The organism is Streptomyces mashuensis (assembly GCF_014654785.1).
In the GTDB taxonomy this organism is placed as follows: Bacteria; Actinomycetota; Actinomycetes; order Streptomycetales; family Streptomycetaceae; genus Streptomyces; species Streptomyces mashuensis.
In genome coordinates, this window is the sequence record NZ_BNBD01000013.1 from 31,004 (window position 1) to 47,206 (window position 16,203).

General features: G+C 74.6%; 12 protein-coding genes. 5 read left to right on the forward strand and 7 right to left on the reverse strand.

Annotated features, from left to right (window positions below):
- Nucleotides 1–20 precede the first annotated feature (20 nt).
- The 5 genes from IE305_RS25570 to IE305_RS25590 form a co-directional block, all read right to left on the reverse strand.
- Nucleotides 21–1,439 (reverse strand): formimidoylglutamate deiminase, encoded by a 1,419-nt coding sequence (locus tag IE305_RS25570; protein ID WP_190132111.1) that lies wholly within the window; start codon nucleotides 1,437–1,439, stop codon nucleotides 21–23.
- On the reverse strand, nucleotides 1,430–2,617 hold the full coding sequence (locus IE305_RS25575) for an allantoate amidohydrolase (protein ID WP_190132213.1): 1,188 nt from the start codon (nucleotides 2,615–2,617) through the stop codon (nucleotides 1,430–1,432). The genes IE305_RS25570 and IE305_RS25575 overlap by 10 nt, the downstream gene beginning before the upstream one ends.
- A 14-nt stretch (nucleotides 2,618–2,631) precedes the next feature.
- The gene (hutU, locus tag IE305_RS25580) at nucleotides 2,632–4,290 is read right to left on the reverse strand and encodes a urocanate hydratase (protein ID WP_190132112.1); all 1,659 of its coding nucleotides are present in this window, start codon (nucleotides 4,288–4,290) and stop codon (nucleotides 2,632–2,634) included.
- A gap of 153 nt (nucleotides 4,291–4,443) precedes the next feature.
- On the reverse strand, nucleotides 4,444–5,070 hold the full coding sequence (locus IE305_RS25585) for a hypothetical protein (protein WP_190132113.1): 627 nt from the start codon (nucleotides 5,068–5,070) through the stop codon (nucleotides 4,444–4,446).
- Between the two features lie 186 nt (nucleotides 5,071–5,256).
- On the reverse strand, nucleotides 5,257–6,108 hold the full coding sequence (locus IE305_RS25590; RefSeq protein ID WP_190132114.1) for a MurR/RpiR family transcriptional regulator: 852 nt from the start codon (nucleotides 6,106–6,108) through the stop codon (nucleotides 5,257–5,259).
- Between the two features lie 359 nt (nucleotides 6,109–6,467).
- On the opposite strand from IE305_RS25590, the gene IE305_RS25595 reads away from it, so the two are divergent.
- On the forward strand, nucleotides 6,468–7,640 hold the full coding sequence (locus IE305_RS25595; protein WP_190132115.1) for a hypothetical protein: 1,173 nt from the start codon (nucleotides 6,468–6,470) through the stop codon (nucleotides 7,638–7,640).
- A gap of 33 nt (nucleotides 7,641–7,673) precedes the next feature.
- On the forward strand, nucleotides 7,674–9,293 hold the full coding sequence (locus tag IE305_RS25600) for an ABC-F family ATP-binding cassette domain-containing protein (RefSeq protein WP_190132116.1): 1,620 nt from the start codon (nucleotides 7,674–7,676) through the stop codon (nucleotides 9,291–9,293).
- Nucleotides 9,294–9,359: 66 nt separating this feature from the next.
- Here the strand turns inward: IE305_RS25600 and IE305_RS25605 are convergent, their stop codons facing one another.
- The gene (locus IE305_RS25605) at nucleotides 9,360–10,742 is read right to left on the reverse strand and encodes an acyl-CoA synthetase (RefSeq protein ID WP_190132117.1); all 1,383 of its coding nucleotides are present in this window, start codon (nucleotides 10,740–10,742) and stop codon (nucleotides 9,360–9,362) included.
- Between the two features lie 447 nt (nucleotides 10,743–11,189).
- The gene (locus tag IE305_RS25610) at nucleotides 11,190–12,584 is read right to left on the reverse strand and encodes a cystathionine beta-synthase (RefSeq protein WP_190132118.1); all 1,395 of its coding nucleotides are present in this window, start codon (nucleotides 12,582–12,584) and stop codon (nucleotides 11,190–11,192) included.
- Nucleotides 12,585–12,832: 248 nt separating this feature from the next.
- Here IE305_RS25610 and IE305_RS25615 point away from each other — a divergent pair, with 248 nt between their 5' ends.
- The 3 genes from IE305_RS25615 (at nucleotide 12,833) to IE305_RS25625 (ending at nucleotide 16,197) form a co-directional block, all read left to right on the forward strand.
- Nucleotides 12,833–13,834 (forward strand): SGNH/GDSL hydrolase family protein, encoded by a 1,002-nt coding sequence (locus IE305_RS25615; protein WP_190132119.1) that lies wholly within the window; start codon nucleotides 12,833–12,835, stop codon nucleotides 13,832–13,834.
- A 117-nt stretch (nucleotides 13,835–13,951) separates the two neighbouring features.
- Nucleotides 13,952–15,172, forward strand: coding sequence for an acetyl-CoA C-acetyltransferase (locus tag IE305_RS25620; protein ID WP_190132120.1), 1,221 nt, complete (start codon nucleotides 13,952–13,954; stop codon nucleotides 15,170–15,172).
- Between the two features lie 272 nt (nucleotides 15,173–15,444).
- A complete protein-coding gene (locus IE305_RS25625) occupies nucleotides 15,445–16,197 on the forward strand; it encodes a hypothetical protein (RefSeq protein ID WP_190132214.1) in 753 nt (250 codons plus the stop codon).
- Nucleotides 16,198–16,203 lie beyond the last annotated feature (6 nt).

Consider the following 16,203-nt stretch of genomic DNA (forward strand, 5'->3'; position numbering starts at 1 on the left):
GTTGTCTCCGGTGCTCGGCGTCAGGCGCTCGGTGCGGGCGGGGCGCTCAGGGCGGCGATCGAGTCGGCCAGGGCCCGTGGCACGTCCGGTACGAGCTGGTGGGCACCGTCCCGTACGACGTGCCGGCCGCCGACCACCGTATGGCGCACGTCGGCCGCGGTCGCGGCGAATACCGCCGTCTCGGCGCCCAGCAGCGGCGACGGCCCGGCGGTCCGGACGGAGTCCAGCGCCACGGTCGTGAAGTCGGCCAGGGCACCCGCCTCCAGGCGGCCGGCCTCCGGCCAGCCGAGGGAGGCGTGGCCGTCGGTGGTGGCGGCGCGCAGCAGGGCCGCGGCCGTCCAGTGGCCGCGGGTGCGGGTGCGCAGCCGCTCGTCGAGCTCCATGGCCCGCGCCTCCTCGAACAGGTCGACGACGGCGTGGCTGTCGCTGCCCAGCGACAGCGGGGAGCCGGCCCGCTGCACGGCGACCGCCGGGCCGATGCCGTCGGCGAGGTCCCGCTCGGTGGTGGGGCACATGCACACGGTGGTCCGCGTGCCGCCGAGGAGGCGGACGTCCTCGTCGGTGAGGTGCGTGGCGTGCACGGCCGACGTGCGGGGGCCGAGCACGCCGTGGTCGGCGAGCAGCCGGGTGGGCGTGCAGCCGTGGGCGGCGTGGCAGGCGTCGTTCTCGGCGGTCTGCTCGGAGAGGTGGACGTGCAGGGGTGCCTGCCGTTCCTCGGCCCAGGCGGCGACGCCGGCCAGCTGACCGGCGGGCACGGCGCGCACGGAGTGCACGGCGGCGCCGAGCCGGGCGTGGTCGCCGCCCGGCTTCAGCGCGGAGACGCGCTCGGCCCAGGCGTCGGCGGTGCCGTCGGAGAAGCGGAGCTGGTGCGGCTCGGGGGGCGCGCCGAAACCCGAGGAGAGGTAGGCGGTGTCGAGGAGGGTGATGCGGATGCCGGCTTCGGCCGCGGCCGCCATGAGGGCGTCGCCCATGGCGTTCGGGTCGGTGTAGCGGGTGCCGCCCGGGGCGTGGTGCACGTAGTGGAACTCGCCGACGCAGGTGATGCCGGCGAGGGCCATCTCGGCGTACGCGGCGCGGGCGAGGGCGAAGTAGTTCTCGGGGGTGAGACGAGCCGCAACGTCGTACATGACTTTGCGCCAGGTCCAGAATGAGTCCGGCACGAAAGACGCGCCTTCCGCCGCGCCGGTTCCCCGCATGAGCGGGGGTGATCCGGTGCCGCTGCCCACCTGCACGTGGCCGCGCAGGGCGCGGTGGAAGGCGTGGCTGTGCGCGTTGGCCAGGCCCGGCAGGGTGAGGCCGCGCAGCACCACCGCGCCCGGTGGCGGGGCGGCCACGCCGGTGCGTACGGCCGTGATCCGCCCGTCGGTCACGTCGAGCGCCACGCCCGGCTCGACCGCGGGGTCGAGCCAGGCGTGTTCGGCCCAGTACGTCAGCTGCACGCGAGCCCCTCCAGTACGTCGGCGAGTGCGGTCACTCCGGCCACGCAGTCGTCCTCGGTGGCCGTCTCGGCGGGCGAGTGGGACACGCCGGTGGGGTTGCGGACGAACAGCATGGCGGTGGGAACGGCGCCGGAGAGGATACCGGCGTCGTGCCCGGCGCCCGTGGGCAGCACGGGCGCGCCGCCGAGCAGCCGGGCGAGCTCGTCCCGCAGGTCGTGGGCGAACTCCACGACGGGCGTGAACGACTCACGGGTGACGCGCACGTCGACGCCGTCGCGCTTGCCGCGCTCGGTGGCGGCCTGCTCGATCTCGGCGAGGACGGCGGCCAGGGTCTCCTCGTCGGCGGCGCGCGAGTCGAGCCAGCCGCGGACGAGGGACGGGATGGCGTTGACGCCGTTGGGTTCGACGGCGACCTTGCCGAAGGTGGCGAGGGCGCCGGCGAGGCGGGCCTTCTTGCGGGCGGCCAGCACGGTGTTGGCGTACGTGAGCATCGGGTCGCGGCGGTCCTCGATGCGGGTGGTGCCGGCGTGGTTGGCCTCGCCGTGGAAGTCGAACCGCCAGCGGCCGTGCGGCCAGATGGCGGAGGCGACGCCCACGGCGTGCTCCGTGCCGGCCAGGGCCCGGCCCTGTTCGACGTGGAGTTCGACGAACGCGCCGATGCGGGCCAGGCGCTCGGGGTCGGCGCCGATGGCGTCCGGGTCGTACCCGGCGCGCTCCATGGCCTGCGGCAGCGTGACGCCGTCGGCGTCCCGCAGCTCGCGGGCGGCCTCCGGGGTGAGCGCCCCGGCGGTCAGCCGCGAGCCGACGCAGGCGAGCCCGAACCGGGCGCCCTCCTCGTCGCCGAAGTTGACGACGGCGAGGGGGCGGGTGGGTGCGGCCCCGCGGCTGCGGAGTTCGTCGAGGGCGGCGAAGGACGACACGACGCCGAGGGGTCCGTCGAAGGCGCCGCCGTCGGGGACGGAGTCGAGGTGCGACCCGGTGACCACGGCGTCCCCGGCGGCCGGGTCGCCGAGCCAGGCCCACTGGTTGCCGTTGCGGTCGGTCTCGTAGGTGAGGCCGCGGCTCTCCGCCTGGGCGCGGAACCAGGCCCGGCAGTCGGTGTCGGCCCCGGTCCAGGCGAAGCGGCGGTAGCCGCCGGTGGCCGTGTTGCGGCCGATGGGCCGGAGGTCGGCCCACATCTCATGGAACCGGCTCATGCCTCTTCCCGCATCGGAATGCGCACCCCGCGGTCCTCCGCCACCGTCTCCGCGATGTCGTAGCCCGCGTCCACGTGCCGGATCACGCCCATGCCCGGGTCGTTCGTCAGGACACGGCGGATCTTCTCGCCCGCCAGTGCCGTGCCGTCGGCGACCGTGACCTGGCCCGCGTGGATCGAGCGGCCCATGCCGACGCCGCCGCCGTGGTGGATGGAGACCCAGGAGGCGCCGGAGGCGACGTTGACCATGGCGTTGAGCAGGGGCCAGTCCGCGATGGCGTCGGAGCCGTCGAGCATGGCCTCGGTCTCGCGGTAGGGGGAGGCGACGGAGCCGCAGTCGAGGTGGTCGCGGCCGATGACGACCGGCGCGGAGAGCTCGCCGCTGGCCACCATGTCGTTGAAGCGCTCGCCGGCGCGGTCGCGCTCGCCGTAGCCGAGCCAGCAGATGCGGGCGGGCAGGCCCTGGAAGTGGACGCGTTCGCCGGCCATCCTGATCCAGCGGGCCAGGGACTCGTTCTCCGGGAAGAGGTCGAGGATGGCGCGGTCGGTGGCGGCGATGTCCTTGGGGTCGCCGGAGAGGGCCGCCCAGCGGAAGGGGCCCTTGCCCTCGCAGAAGAGGGGGCGGATGTAGGCGGGGACGAAGCCGGGGAAGTCGAAGGCGCGGGTGTAGCCGGCGAGCTGCGCCTCGCCGCGGATGGAGTTGCCGTAGTCGAAGACCTCGGCGCCGGCGTCCTGGAAGCCGACCATGGCCTCGACGTGCTTGGCCATCGACTCGCGGGCGCGGGTCGTGAAGTCGGCGGGCTTCTCGGCCGCGTACATGGCCATCTCGTCGAAGGGGACGCCGATGGGCAGGTAGGCCAGCGGGTCGTGGGCGCTCGTCTGGTCCGTGACAATGTCGATCGGCGCGTTCATGGCGAGCAGCTGCGGCACGAGCTCGGCGGCGTTGCCGAGGACGCCGATGGACAGCGGGCGGCGGGCGTCGCGGGCCTCGACGGCGAGCTGGAGGGCGTGGTCGAGGGAGTCGGCCCTGACGTCGAGGTAGCGGTGCTCGATGCGGCGCTCGATGGCGCGCGGGTCGCAGTCGATGCAGAGGGCGACGCCGTCGTTCATGGTGACGGCGAGCGGCTGGGCGCCGCCCATGCCGCCGAGGCCGGCGGTGAGGGTGATCGTCCCGGCCAGCGTCCCGCCGAACTTCTTCGCGGCGACGGCGGCGAACGTCTCGTACGTGCCCTGGAGGATGCCCTGGGTGCCGATGTAGATCCACGAGCCGGCCGTCATCTGGCCGTACATGGTCAGGCCGAGGTGCTCCAGGCGGCGGAACTCCTCCCAGTTGGCCCAGTCGCCGACGAGGTTGGAGTTGGCGAGGAGCACGCGGGGCGCCCACTCGTGGGTCTGCATGACGCCGACGGGGCGGCCGGACTGGACGAGCATCGTCTCGTCCTGCTTGAGCGTGCGCAGGGTGCGGACCATGGCGTCGAAGGAGGCCCAGTCGCGCGCGGCCCTGCCGGTGCCGCCGTAGACGACGAGCTTGTCGGGGTGCTCGGCGACCTCGGGGTCCAGGTTGTTCTGCAGCATCCGCAGGGCGGCCTCCTGCTGCCACCCCCGGGCGCTCAGCTCGGTTCCTCGCGGTGCTCGAACGGGTCGCGGTCCTGACACGGGTCCCTGCCTCCCTGGCGGCTCTGAATAGAACACTGCACAGTCTGAGGTGATGAATACCGCTAGTCAATGGGTGGGCCCGCGCGCATGCCGAGGGGCGGCGGCCGGGTCCTCCCCGGCCACCGCCCCTCGGCCGTGCTCATTCCCGCGTGCTCATTTCCGGGACACGGCCTGGCGCGCCGCCGCGGCCGTCGCCCGTCCGCCCGTGCGCCGCTCCCGGCGCCGGGCCCCGCCCGGCAGCGCGTCGCCCGCCGCGATCCCGGTGGTCATCCACCCCGGCACGGACCCGGCGACGGGGCTGCCCTGCGCCCACTCCGTACGGACCCACAGCAGCGCCTCCGCGCGCCGCTCCAGGCCACCGATCCACACGGCCTTGGCCCACAGCCCGGCCCCGGCACCGGCCATGGCCAGCCCCGCCGCGCCCGGCGCGGCGTACGAGGAGCCGACCGCGGCGAGGAACACCGCCGCCAGCCACCAGCGGCGGCCGCGCGCCCGCGCCCAGTTCCGCATCGTCACGGCCCGGTCCTGGAGGAACACCGACCGCCCGGCGCGCTCCGCCGCGCCGGCCAGGGCGGTGTACCGGCCGCGCCGCGCCGCGAACGCCACCGCCGCGGCGACGACGAACAGCGCGGCCCCGCCCAGCAACCCGATCCGTCGCCCGGTCAGCCCGGGCACCAGGGCGCCGACGCCCGCTCCCAGCAGTCCCAGCCACAGCAAGCGCACGGCCGGGGCCCGCACGACCACGGCCACGCGCGCCAGCGCGTACGACCCGCGTCCCACGTGAGACCTCCTCCTGGCATCCCTGTCCGAATCCGGGACGGCAGGCTAGCCAACGAATCTGAGGACGGCCTTAAGAACGGCCCCGAGACCGGCCATCAGGCGCAGCCACCGGCACGTCGTCCCGTTCACCGGAACACTGCCCACCGGACGTGCCCATTCCACGCCCGCCGGCCCACCCGCGGGGGCTCACTCCGCGAACAGCCCCCGGGCCGCCGCCCGCGCGTCGAACTCCTCCAGCCGCGCCTGCGCGTCCGGCAGCGCGTCGCACATCGCCTCCAGCAGCACCCGCCCCAGCAGCATCGGGGCGCAGGCCGTGTCGAACGCCAGGCCGGTGCCGACGGCCGCCGGCAGCAGGACGTCGCTGTGCCGGGCGACGGGCGCGAACGTGGAGTCGGCGACGGTGACGACCGTCAGGCCCGCGCCCCGCGCGTACCGCAGCGCCTCGACGACCTCGCGCGGGTGCCGCGGCAGCGCGAAGCAGAGCAGCGCGGTCGCGCCGGCCCGTACGGCGCCGTCGACCCGGTCCTCCAGGAGGGTGCCGCCCTCGTCGAGGAGGCGGACGTCGGGGTGGACCTTGCGGGCGAAGTAGGCGAAGCCGGTGGCCTGGGCGGCGGCCGCCCGCAGGCCCAGGACCGGCAGCGGCCGGGAGGCGGCCAGCAGCCGTCCGGCGTGCTCGACGGGGGCCGGGTCGGCCAGCATCGAGGCGAGGTGGCGCAGGTTGTCGATCTCGGCGTGCACGGCCTGCTGGTACTCGTTGACGGTGGCCTCGGCCGGTCCCTCGGCGGCGGGCACGACGTCGCGCAGGTGCCGGCGGAGCGCCGGGTAGCCGTCGAAGCCGAGGGCCACCGCGAAGCGGGTGACCGAGGGCTGGCTGACGCCGGCCAGCTCGGCCAGCTCCACGCTGGAGAGGAACGGAGCGTCGGCGGCGCGGCGCACCAGGCAGTGCGCGATGCGGCGCTGGGTGGGCGTGAGCCGGTGCCCCTCGAAGAGCTTCTGCAGCCGTGCGGTGGCCTCCGGTTCGCCCCCGGTCGCGCTCATGACCCTCCTCGCTCTTCGCCGGCGCTCGTGGGCGTCGACTCGTCATTCATCCATTCGGCTCGCTGCATGGAATTATGCAGGACCGTTCGGTCATGCAGTTGAACATCCTTGCCCCCGGAAGCGACGGGCAACATAGTCTCTTGGGCCCGGCCCCGCACGCCCCGGGACCGCGCAGGCCGGCCCCCGGCCCGTGGGGCACCGCCCGGCCGGCACGTCACGGCACGTCACCCCCCGGGGCGCCCGCCTTTCCCGGGCCCGCGTCGCGCACCCACGCCCCACCAGGCCGAGCCCCACAGGCCCACCAGGCCCCAGGAACCACCCTCCGTAGGAACCATCCCTCCCTAGGAGAGGCACGTACCTTGCTTGTCGACCAGCGCGCACGCACCACCGAGTGGACCCACGCCGGCCGGGGCGGGCACGCCTCCCGTGACCTCGCGCGGCACCCGGAGTGGTTACGCCTGTGCGCCGCCGTCGACGAGGGCGCGCCGGACGCCGAGGTGTACGGATGGCTGTCCCGCACCCGGCCCGCCCTGCGGGCCGCCGGGGTCGCCGACGACCTGCTGGACGGCATCGCGACCGGACTGCGCACGGCCCTCTGGGACGACGCGGCCGAGGCGTTCTCCCGGCCGGGTGAGCGGCGGACGGCCTTCTACCTGGGGCCGCTGCGCGGCACCGGAGGCGCGCCCTCCGCCCTCGGGCTCGTCCTCCTCGAACGCGACGACCGCGCCACGGCGGCACTCGCCACGCTGGAGCGGGCGGCCGTCCGCCTGGGCCCGGCCGTCGCGGGCGGCGCGGCGGGGGCGGCGCGGGCAGTGGAGTGGTACGACCTCACCGCCGCCGCGGGCCCCTGGGCGGCGGGCGGGGCCGCCGCCGGGTCCGCCGTGCCGGCCCTGTTCACGCCGTGCTGCCTCGACGGCTGGTCGGACGCCCTGCGCCAGTACCGTCACCGCCGCTCCCTGTTCCTGAGCAACGTCGTCCGCGCCCGTTTCGACGCCCTCACGCGGCCGCTGCTGCCGCACCTGCGCATCGACGCGCGCCCCTCCGCGCTGTGCGACGCGCCCGACGCGCTGATCGACGACGCCCTCGCGCTGCGGTTCGCGCTGCACGCCCTGTTGCGCGCCGAGGAGGACCGGGCCGGCATGGGCGTCTTCGTCGCCCTGCGCGTCCTCGAACCCGAGCTGGGGCCCGCGGCCCGGCTTGCGCAGGAGCTGGTCCTGGCGGAACGGCTGACGGCCGGTCACTCCCCCTCCGCCGGCACCGACGACCCCGTATGGGCCGCGGCCCTCGGCTCCGCCGGCGCGCTCCGGCGCGCCGGCGGCCTGCTGCACGTCGCCCTCCAGGGCGCGCACGCCGCGGTGCTGGCCGCCCTCGCCGAGCCCCCGCCGGACGCCACCGGCGGCGGCCGGGGCTGCGGCCTGCCGGCCGCGCTGGCCGAGCACTACCGCACGGCCCACCGGCCACGCGGCCTCGCCGCGCCCCCTCCGGGCGCGGTCACCCCCGCCACCGGCGACGGCCCGGCGCAATTCGCGTGACGCGGGACCCGTCCGCCCGGAAGAATCCGGCGCATGGGACACCTCGAGGCGGCACACCTGGAGTACTACCTGCCCGACGGGCGGGCGTTGTTCACCGACGCCTCGTTCCGCGTGGGCGACGGGGCCGTCACGGCGCTGGTGGGCGCCAACGGTGCCGGGAAGACCACGCTGCTGCGGCTGCTCTCGGGCGAGTTGCAGCCGCACGGCGGCTCGGTGACGGTCAGTGGCGGCCTCGGCGTCATGCCGCAGTTCGTGGGCTCCGTACGGGACGAGCGCACCGTCCGTGACCTGCTGGTGTCCGTGGCGCCGCCGCGCATCCGCGAGGCGGCGCGGGCCGTGGACACCGCCGAGCACGCCATCATGACCGTCGACGACGAGAAGGCGCAGCTCCAGTACGCGCAGGCGCTCAGCGACTGGGCCGAGGCGCGCGGCTACGAGGCCGAGACGCTGTGGGACATGTGCACCACGGCCGCGCTGGGCGTGCCGTACGAGCGGGCGCAGTGGCGCGAGGTGCGCACGCTGAGCGGCGGCGAGCAGAAACGGCTGGTGCTGGAGGCGCTGCTGCGCGGCCCGGACGAGGTGCTGCTGCTGGACGAGCCGGACAACTACCTGGACGTGCCGGGCAAGCGCTGGCTGGAGGAACGGCTGGCCGAGACCCGCAAGACGGTGCTGTTCGTCTCGCACGACCGCGAGCTGCTGGCCCGCGCGGCCGGCCGGATCGTCAGCGTGGAGCCCGGCGCGGGTGGTTCCGACGTGTGGGTGCACGGCGGCGGCTTCGGCACGTACCACGCGGCGCGCGAGGAGCGGTTCGCGCGGTTCGAGGAGCTGCGGCGGCGCTGGGACGAGAAGCGCGCCCAGCTGAAGCGGCTGGTGCTGGACCTCCAGCAGTACGCGGCGCGCAGCGACGAGCTCGCCTCCCGCTACCAGGCGGCGAAGACGCGGCTGCGGAAGTTCGAGGAGGCGGGTCCGCCGCCGGAGCCGCCGCGCAAGCAGGAGATCCGCATGCGGCTGCGCGGCGGCCGCACCGGCGTGCGGGCCGTCACGTGCCAGGGCCTGGAGCTGACCGGCCTCATGAAACCGTTCGACCTGGAGGTCTTCTACGGCGAACGGGTCGCCGTGCTGGGGTCGAACGGCTCGGGCAAGTCGCACTTCCTGCGGCTGCTGGCGGGCGAGGACGTGGCACACACCGGCAGCTGGAAGCTGGGGGCGCGCGTGGTCCCCGGCCACTTCGCGCAGACCCACTCCCACCCCGAACTGCTGGGCCGCACGCTGGTCGGCATCCTGTGGGACGAGCACGCCCGCGACCGGGGCGCGGCGATGAGCGCCCTGCGCCGCTACGAGCTCGAACGCCAGGGCGACCAGCGCTTCGAGAAGCTGTCGGGCGGCCAGCAGGCCCGGTTCCAGATCCTGCTGCTGGAACTGGCCGGCACGACCGCCCTGCTGCTGGACGAGCCCACGGACAACCTCGACCTGGAGTCCGCGGAGGCCCTCCAGGAGGGCCTGGAGGCCTACGAGGGCACGGTCCTGGCCGTCACCCACGACCGCTGGTTCGCCCGCTCCTTCGACCGCTACCTCGTCTTCGGCTCCGACGGGACGGTGCGCGAGTCGGCGGAGCCGGTGTGGGACGAGGGGCGGGTACGCCGGGTGCGGTGACCTGGGGCGGGTGCGGTACGTCGGCCGGGTGCGGTACGCCGGCCGGGGCCGCCCCGTGGTGCCCCCCTACAGCGGCGGCAGGAGTTTCTTCTGCGGCTTTCCCATCGCGTTGCGCGGCAGCGCGTCCAGGAACGCCACCCGGCGCGGGCGCTTGTGGACCGAGAGGTGGCCTGCCACGAAGTCGATGAGCTCCCGCTCACCGATGCCGTCGGCCACCACGTACGCCACCAGTTCCTGCCCGAGGTCGTCGTGCGGCAGGCCCACCACCGCCGCCTCGCGGACCGCCGGGTGGTCGAGGAGGGCGTTCTCCACCTCGCCGGCGCCGATGCGGTAGCCGCCGCTCTTGATGAGGTCCGTGGAGGCGCGGCCCACGATGCGGTGGGTGCCGTCCTCCTCGATCGTGGCGATGTCCCCGGTGCGGAACCAGCCGTCCGCGGTACGCGACTCGGCCGTGGCCTCCGGCCGGTTCAGGTAGCCGGAGAAGAGGGTCGGGCCGGACACCTCCAGCTCCCCGATGCCGCCGCCCTCCTCCGTCTCCGTGAGGACGACGCGCGTACGCACCCCCGGCAGCGGCAGGCCCACCGCGCCCTGCGCCCGGTTGCCGTCGGCCCGCGTCGAGACGGTGATGAGGGTTTCCGTCATGCCGTACCGCTCGATCGGGCGCTGCCCCGTGAGCTGCTCCAGGCCGCGGAAGACCGGGGCGGGCAGCGCGGCGCTGCCCGACACCAGCAGGCGGGCGCCGGCCAGGGCGCGGGCCGCGTCCGGCTCCGCCACCACGCGCGACCACACGGTCGGCACGCCGAAGTACAGGCTGCCGCCGGCCGCGGCGTACGCCCGGGGCGTGGGGCGGCCCGTGTGCACGAGGCGGCAGCCGGTGCGCAGCGCGCCGAGCACACCGAGCACGAGGCCGTGCACGTGGAACAGCGGGAGGCCGTGCACGAGCGTGTCCTCGGCGGTCCACTGCCACGCGTCGGCGAGGCCGTCCAGGCAGGCGGCCACGGCTGCGCGGGGGATCAGGGCGCCCTTGGGAGCGCCGGTGGTGCCGGAGGTGTACAGCACGAACGCCGTGCTGGACGGGTCCGGTTCCGGGGCGTTCCAGGTGGCTCGGTCGTGGATGTTCACCGGGACGTCGCTCTCGCCGCTGCCCAGGACGAGTTCCGCGCCCGAGTCGCGGAGTATGTGGGTCCGTTCCGCTGGGCCCGCGTCCGGTGGCAGGGGCACGACCGGGACGCCCGCGCGCAGGCCGCCTACCACGGCGACCACGGTCTCAAGGGTGGGCTCGGCCCGTACGGCCACGGAGCGGGCGCCCGCGATGCGGTTCGCCACGGCGCTTGCGGCTGCGAGGAGTTGTTCCCGGGAGCAGGGCCGGTCCGCCAGGGTGAGGGCGTCCGGGCGGTCGGGGACGCCGGGGCTCGGGGCGGACAGGGCCGTCAGCAGGGGTGCGGTCACGGTGCTCCTTCCAGGGGGGCACCGCCGACCGTACTGGGTGCCGGGGGGTGGGGGCGCCGAGGGGCGGGGTGCCGGGGGCCGGGGGTTCCGGGGACCGTCCCGGAATCGGATATTTACGGCGGACCTGGCCTCTTACGTGCAGCGAGCCCCGCAATCCCGCCGCAAATATCCGGCAGCATTCCGGGACGGTCCCCTCCACCCCCGGCCCCCTCCCGTCGTCCGGTCAGTGCCGGTGGGTGGGGGCGGGGAAGCGCGCGAGGGCCGCCGCACCCCGGCTTGCCGGGGTCGGGACGGCGGCGGCCCCACGCGGACGCGGCCTCGGCCGCGCCGGACGGGCGTGGAGTCCGGGAGCCGCTCCGGGTACCTCCCGCCGTCGCCCCCTACTATGGCGGGCCCTCGTTACGCCCGTGCTGCGCGGACATGACGCGTGCGTACCGCGCCGGTGCCCTACTGCTGCGGCGTGCCGTTGCCCGCGGCGAGGAACGCCAGCAGGTCCTGGCGGCTCACCACACCGGTGGGCTTGCCCTCGACGAGGACGATCGCCGCGTCCGCCGTGCCGAGCACCGCCATCAGGTCGGCGACGGGCTCGCCGGAGCCGACCTGCGGCAGGGGCGCGCTCATGTGCTTCTCCAGCGGGTCCTGCAGCGAGGCGCGCTGGGCGAAGAGGGCGTCCAGCAGGTCGCGTTCCACGACCGAGCCGACGACCTCGGCGGCCATCACGTCCGGGTGACCGGCGCCCGGCTTGACGATCGGCATCTGCGACACGCCGTACTCGCGCAGCACCTCGATGGCCTCGCCCACCGTCTCCTCGGGGTGCATGTGCACCAGCGACGGCAGGCCGCCCTCCTTGCGGCGCAGCACGTCGGCGACGCGCGCGGTGTCGCCGGCCTCCAGGAAGCCGTAGTCGGCCATCCACTCGTCGTTGAAGATCTTGCTGAGGTAGCCGCGGCCGCTGTCGGGCAGGAGCACGACCACGACGTCGTCCTCGGTGAGGCGCTTGGCGACCTCCAGGGCGCTGACCACCGCCATGCCGCAGGAGCCGCCCACCAGCAGGCCCTCCTCCTTGGCGAGGCGGCGGGTCATCTGGAAGGCGTCCTTGTCGGAGACGGCGATGATCTCGTCGGTCACCGTGCCGTCGTAGCAGGAGGGCCAGAAGTCCTCGCCGACGCCCTCGATCAGGTAGGGGCGGCCGGAGCCGCCGCTGTAGACCGAGCCCTCGGGGTCGGAGCCGATGACCTTGACGCGGCCGCCGCTGACCTCCTTGAGGTAGCGGCCGGTGCCGCTGATGGTGCCGCCGGTGCCGACGCCCGCCACGAAGTGGGTGATCTTCCCGTCGGTCTGCTCCCAGAGCTCGGGGCCCGTGGAGTGGTAGTGCGACAGCGGGTTGTTGGGGTTCGAGTACTGGTCCGGCTTCCAGGCGTTGGGCGTCTCGCGCACCAGCCGGTCCGACACGTTGTAGTACGAGTCCGGGTGCTCGGGCGCGACGGCGGTGGGGCAGACGACGACCTCGGCGCCGTAGGCCCGCAGCACGTTGATCTTGTCCTGGGAGACCTTGTCCGGGCAGACGAAAATGCACTTGTAGCCCTTCTGCTGGGCCACGATCGCCAGGCCGACACCCGTGTTGCCCGAGGTGGGCTCGACGATGGTGCCGCCGGGCTTGAGCTCGCCGGACTTCTCGGCGGCCTCGATCATCCGCAGGGCGATCCGGTCCTTCACGGAACCGCCCGGGTTGAAGTACTCGACCTTGGCAAGAACGGTGGCCCGAATGCCTTCGGTCACGCTGTTGAGCTTGACGAGCGGGGTGTTGCCAACAAGCTCAATCATCGATTCGTGAAACTGCACGGTGATCTCCGCGGTCGGGGGCTGCCGTCGTCGCGAGCCCATGTGGCCAGCCTATTGCGCGTGCGGCCGGACGGGTGGCGCGTTGCGGGCGGCCACGGGCGGGGCACCCTGCTGGTAGCGGGCGCTCCCAAGGGCGCACCGGCAGTGCGAAGCCTTCATGAACAGTTTGTGAATCGGGTTTCCCGGGCAGTTGTTCCGGTCATGGCAGGTGACCGGTGCACCGCCCGGGGCGCGGAGGAGGCCGGCCGATGTCCATGGCGAGGGCGAGGGTCGCCCGGCGGATCGCGGCCGCCGCGGCGTACGGCGGTGGTGGTCTCGGCCTGCTCGGCGGCGCCGCGCTCGGGGTGCTGGTGACGGAGGTGGCGCTGGCCCGCCGCGTGGTGGGCGGGGCCGGGGAGACCCCGCCGCACGCCGACGGACGGTACGGTTCCGCGTTCGTGCACGCCCTGGGCCGCGAGCCGCTGCTGCTGGGCGTGCTGGGCGACTCCACGGCGGCCGGGCAGGGCGTGCACCGGCCCCGGCAGACGCCCGGCGCCCTGCTGGCCACGGGGCTGGCGGCGGTGGCCGAGCGCCCCGTCGACCTGCGGAACGTGGCGCTGTCCGGCGCCCAGTCGTACGACCTGGAGCGGCAGGTCACGCAGATCCTCTCCGACCCGGAGCGGGTCCCCGACGTGTGCGTGATCATGATCGGGGCCAATGACGTGACGCACCGGGTGCCGGCGGCACGGTCGGTGCGGCTGCTGTCGGAGGCCGTGCGGCGGCTGCGCTCGGCCGGCTGCGAGGTCGTCGTGGGCACCTGCCCCGACCTGGGCACGATCGAGCCCGTGTACCAGCCGCTGCGCTGGCTGGCGCGCCGGCTGAGCCGGCAGCTCGCCGCCGCGCAGACGATAGGCGTGCTGGAGGCGGGCGGGCGGACGGTGTCGCTGGGCGACCTGCTGGGTCCCGAGTTCGAGGCGAACCCGCGCGAGCTGTTCGGCCCGGACAACTACCACCCGTCGGCGGAGGGGTACGCCACCGCGTCGATGGCCGTGCTGCCGACGCTGTGCGCCGCGCTGGGGCTGTGGCCGGAGGGCGAGGAGCGGCCGGACGCGGCGCGCCGCGAGGGCATCCTGCCGGTGGCCCGGGCGGCGGCGGAGGCCGCGGCCGAGGGTGGTACGGAGGTCTCGGCGACGGGCCGCGGGCGCTGGGCGCTGCTCAAGCGGCGCAAGCGGCGGAGGCTGCCGGTGCCGGCCCCGGGAGGGGCATCCTGAAGGGGAGCGCGAAAGAGAGTCCCGTCTCACAGGGTGAAGGCCGTGACCCGGAGCGTACTTGCGGGTAACTTCCCGTCTGTCCAGCCGTCGTGAGCCGTCTCGTGTCCAGGAGCCGTGATGCCCGAAGCCGTGATCGTATCCACCGCCCGCTCCCCCATCGGGCGCGCCCACAAGGGCTCCCTGAAGGACCTGCGGCCCGACGACCTCACCGCCACGATCATCCAGGCCGCGCTCGCGAAGGTGCCCGGCCTGGACCCGCGCGAGATCGACGACCTGATGCTGGGCTGCGGCCTGCCCGGCGGCGAGCAGGGCCACAACCTGGGCCGCATCGTCGCGGTGCAGATGGGCATGGACCACCTGCCGGCCACCACGATCACCCGCTACTGCGCCTCCTCGCTCCAGACCTCGCGGATGGCGCTGCACGCCATCAAGGCCGGCGAGGGCGACGTGTTCATCTCGGCGGGTGTGGAGATGGTGTCGCGCTCGGTGAAGGGGACGTCCGACGGCCTGCCCGACACCCACAACCCGCTGTTCGCCGACGCCGAGGCCCGTACGGCCGCGCGCGCCGAGCAGGGCGGCGAGGGCTGGCACGACCCGCGCGAGGACGGCCTGCTCCCCGACGCGTACATCGCCATGGGCCAGACCGCCGAGAACCTGGCACGCCTGAAGGGCGTCACGCGCCAGGAGATGGACGAGTTCGGCGTGCGGTCGCAGAACCTCGCGGAGCAGGCCATCGCGAAGGGCTTCTGGGAGCGCGAGATCACGCCGGTGACGCTGCCCGACGGCACGGTCGTCTCCCAGGACGACGGGCCGCGCGCGGGCGTGACCCTGGAGGGCGTGCAGGGCCTGAAGCCCGTCTTCCGCCCCGACGGCCTGGTCACGGCCGGCAACTGCTGCCCGCTCAACGACGGTGCCGCCGCGCTGGTCATCATGTCCGACACCAAGGCGCGCGAGCTGGGCCTGACCCCGCTGGCCCGCATCGTCTCCACCGGCGTCTCCGCGCTGTCCCCCGAGATCATGGGCTACGGCCCGGTCGAGGCCAGCAAGCAGGCGCTGCAGCGGGCCGGGCTGACCATCGGCGACATCGACCTGGTCGAGATCAACGAGGCGTTCGCCGCGCAGGTCATCCCCTCCTACCGGGACCTGGGCATCGACCTCGACAAGCTGAACGTCAACGGCGGCGCGATCGCGGTGGGCCACCCCTTCGGCATGACCGGCGCCCGGATCACCACCACGCTCATCAACTCGCTCCAGTTCCACGACAAGCAGTTCGGTCTGGAGACCATGTGCGTGGGTGGCGGGCAGGGTATGGCGATGGTCATCGAGCGGTTGAGCTAGCTCTTTTTGCGCGAGGCGGTGCGGTTCGTCGGCAACTGCCCCGTGCAACCGTCCGGCACATTGCCAACACGTGACCGAATCTCCCTCATGATGTGACCAACATCCCGGGGGAGATTCGTTTCCCCAGGTCAGAGTGGTTGAAGGAGCAACGGACAGGCCCTTGGTCCTGTCCGTTTCATGACGTTTCGCTCTGGGGGCCCCTCCGGGCATGCGCGATGCTGAGGTAGGAATTCGGGGGATCCACAGCAACCGGGAGTACGTCAGTGAGCGCCATGTCCCTTGCCCTGCTGCTGGTCGCGGGCGCCGCCGCGGTCGCGGGCATCGCCGCCCTGTACAGCACGCGCGGTCTGCGCCGTGAGATCACCGCACTGCGCGCCGAGCTCGCCGACGCCGCCCGCCCCGCCCCGGCCGGGCGTGCCGCGGTGCCCGCCGCCCGTACCGCGCAGGGGACCGAGCTGGCCGACATACGGGCCGCCGTCGCCGACGCCCTCGCCGAGGAGCGGGAGCGCGAGCTGGCCGAGGCGCGGGCCTTCTGGGCCGCGCAGGAGGCGCGGGACCTGGCCGCCGCCGCGGACGCGCCCGGGCTGCTGGGTGCGCTCTCCGGGCTCGGCGACGACCTGCTGCCGGAGGAGGCGGAGGTCGCGGACTCGCCCGAGCTGGCCGCCGCCCGCCGCCGGCACCCCTCGCACCCGGACTTCCACCCGGCCGCCATCGAGTCGCCGGTCACCGACCACGAGCACACCGTCGAGCGGCTGGCCGAGCTCACCGAGGCCGCCGTCCCGCTGGCCGACGTCCGCCCCGGCCCGCTGGGCACCCTCGACGTGTACGTCTTCGCCGACGGCACCACCGTCTGCATGACGCCGGGCCACCGCGAGACCGCCGAGCGGCTCGCCGAGGCGCTGCGGGCCGGCGACGCGCCGGTGCTGCTGGGCGGCTCGGGTGTGTCGGGCGCGTACGCCCTGACCTTCCGGTGCGCGACCGGCACCGTCTACGTGCTGGCCGACCGCGTCATCGCCTCGCACTGACCGCCG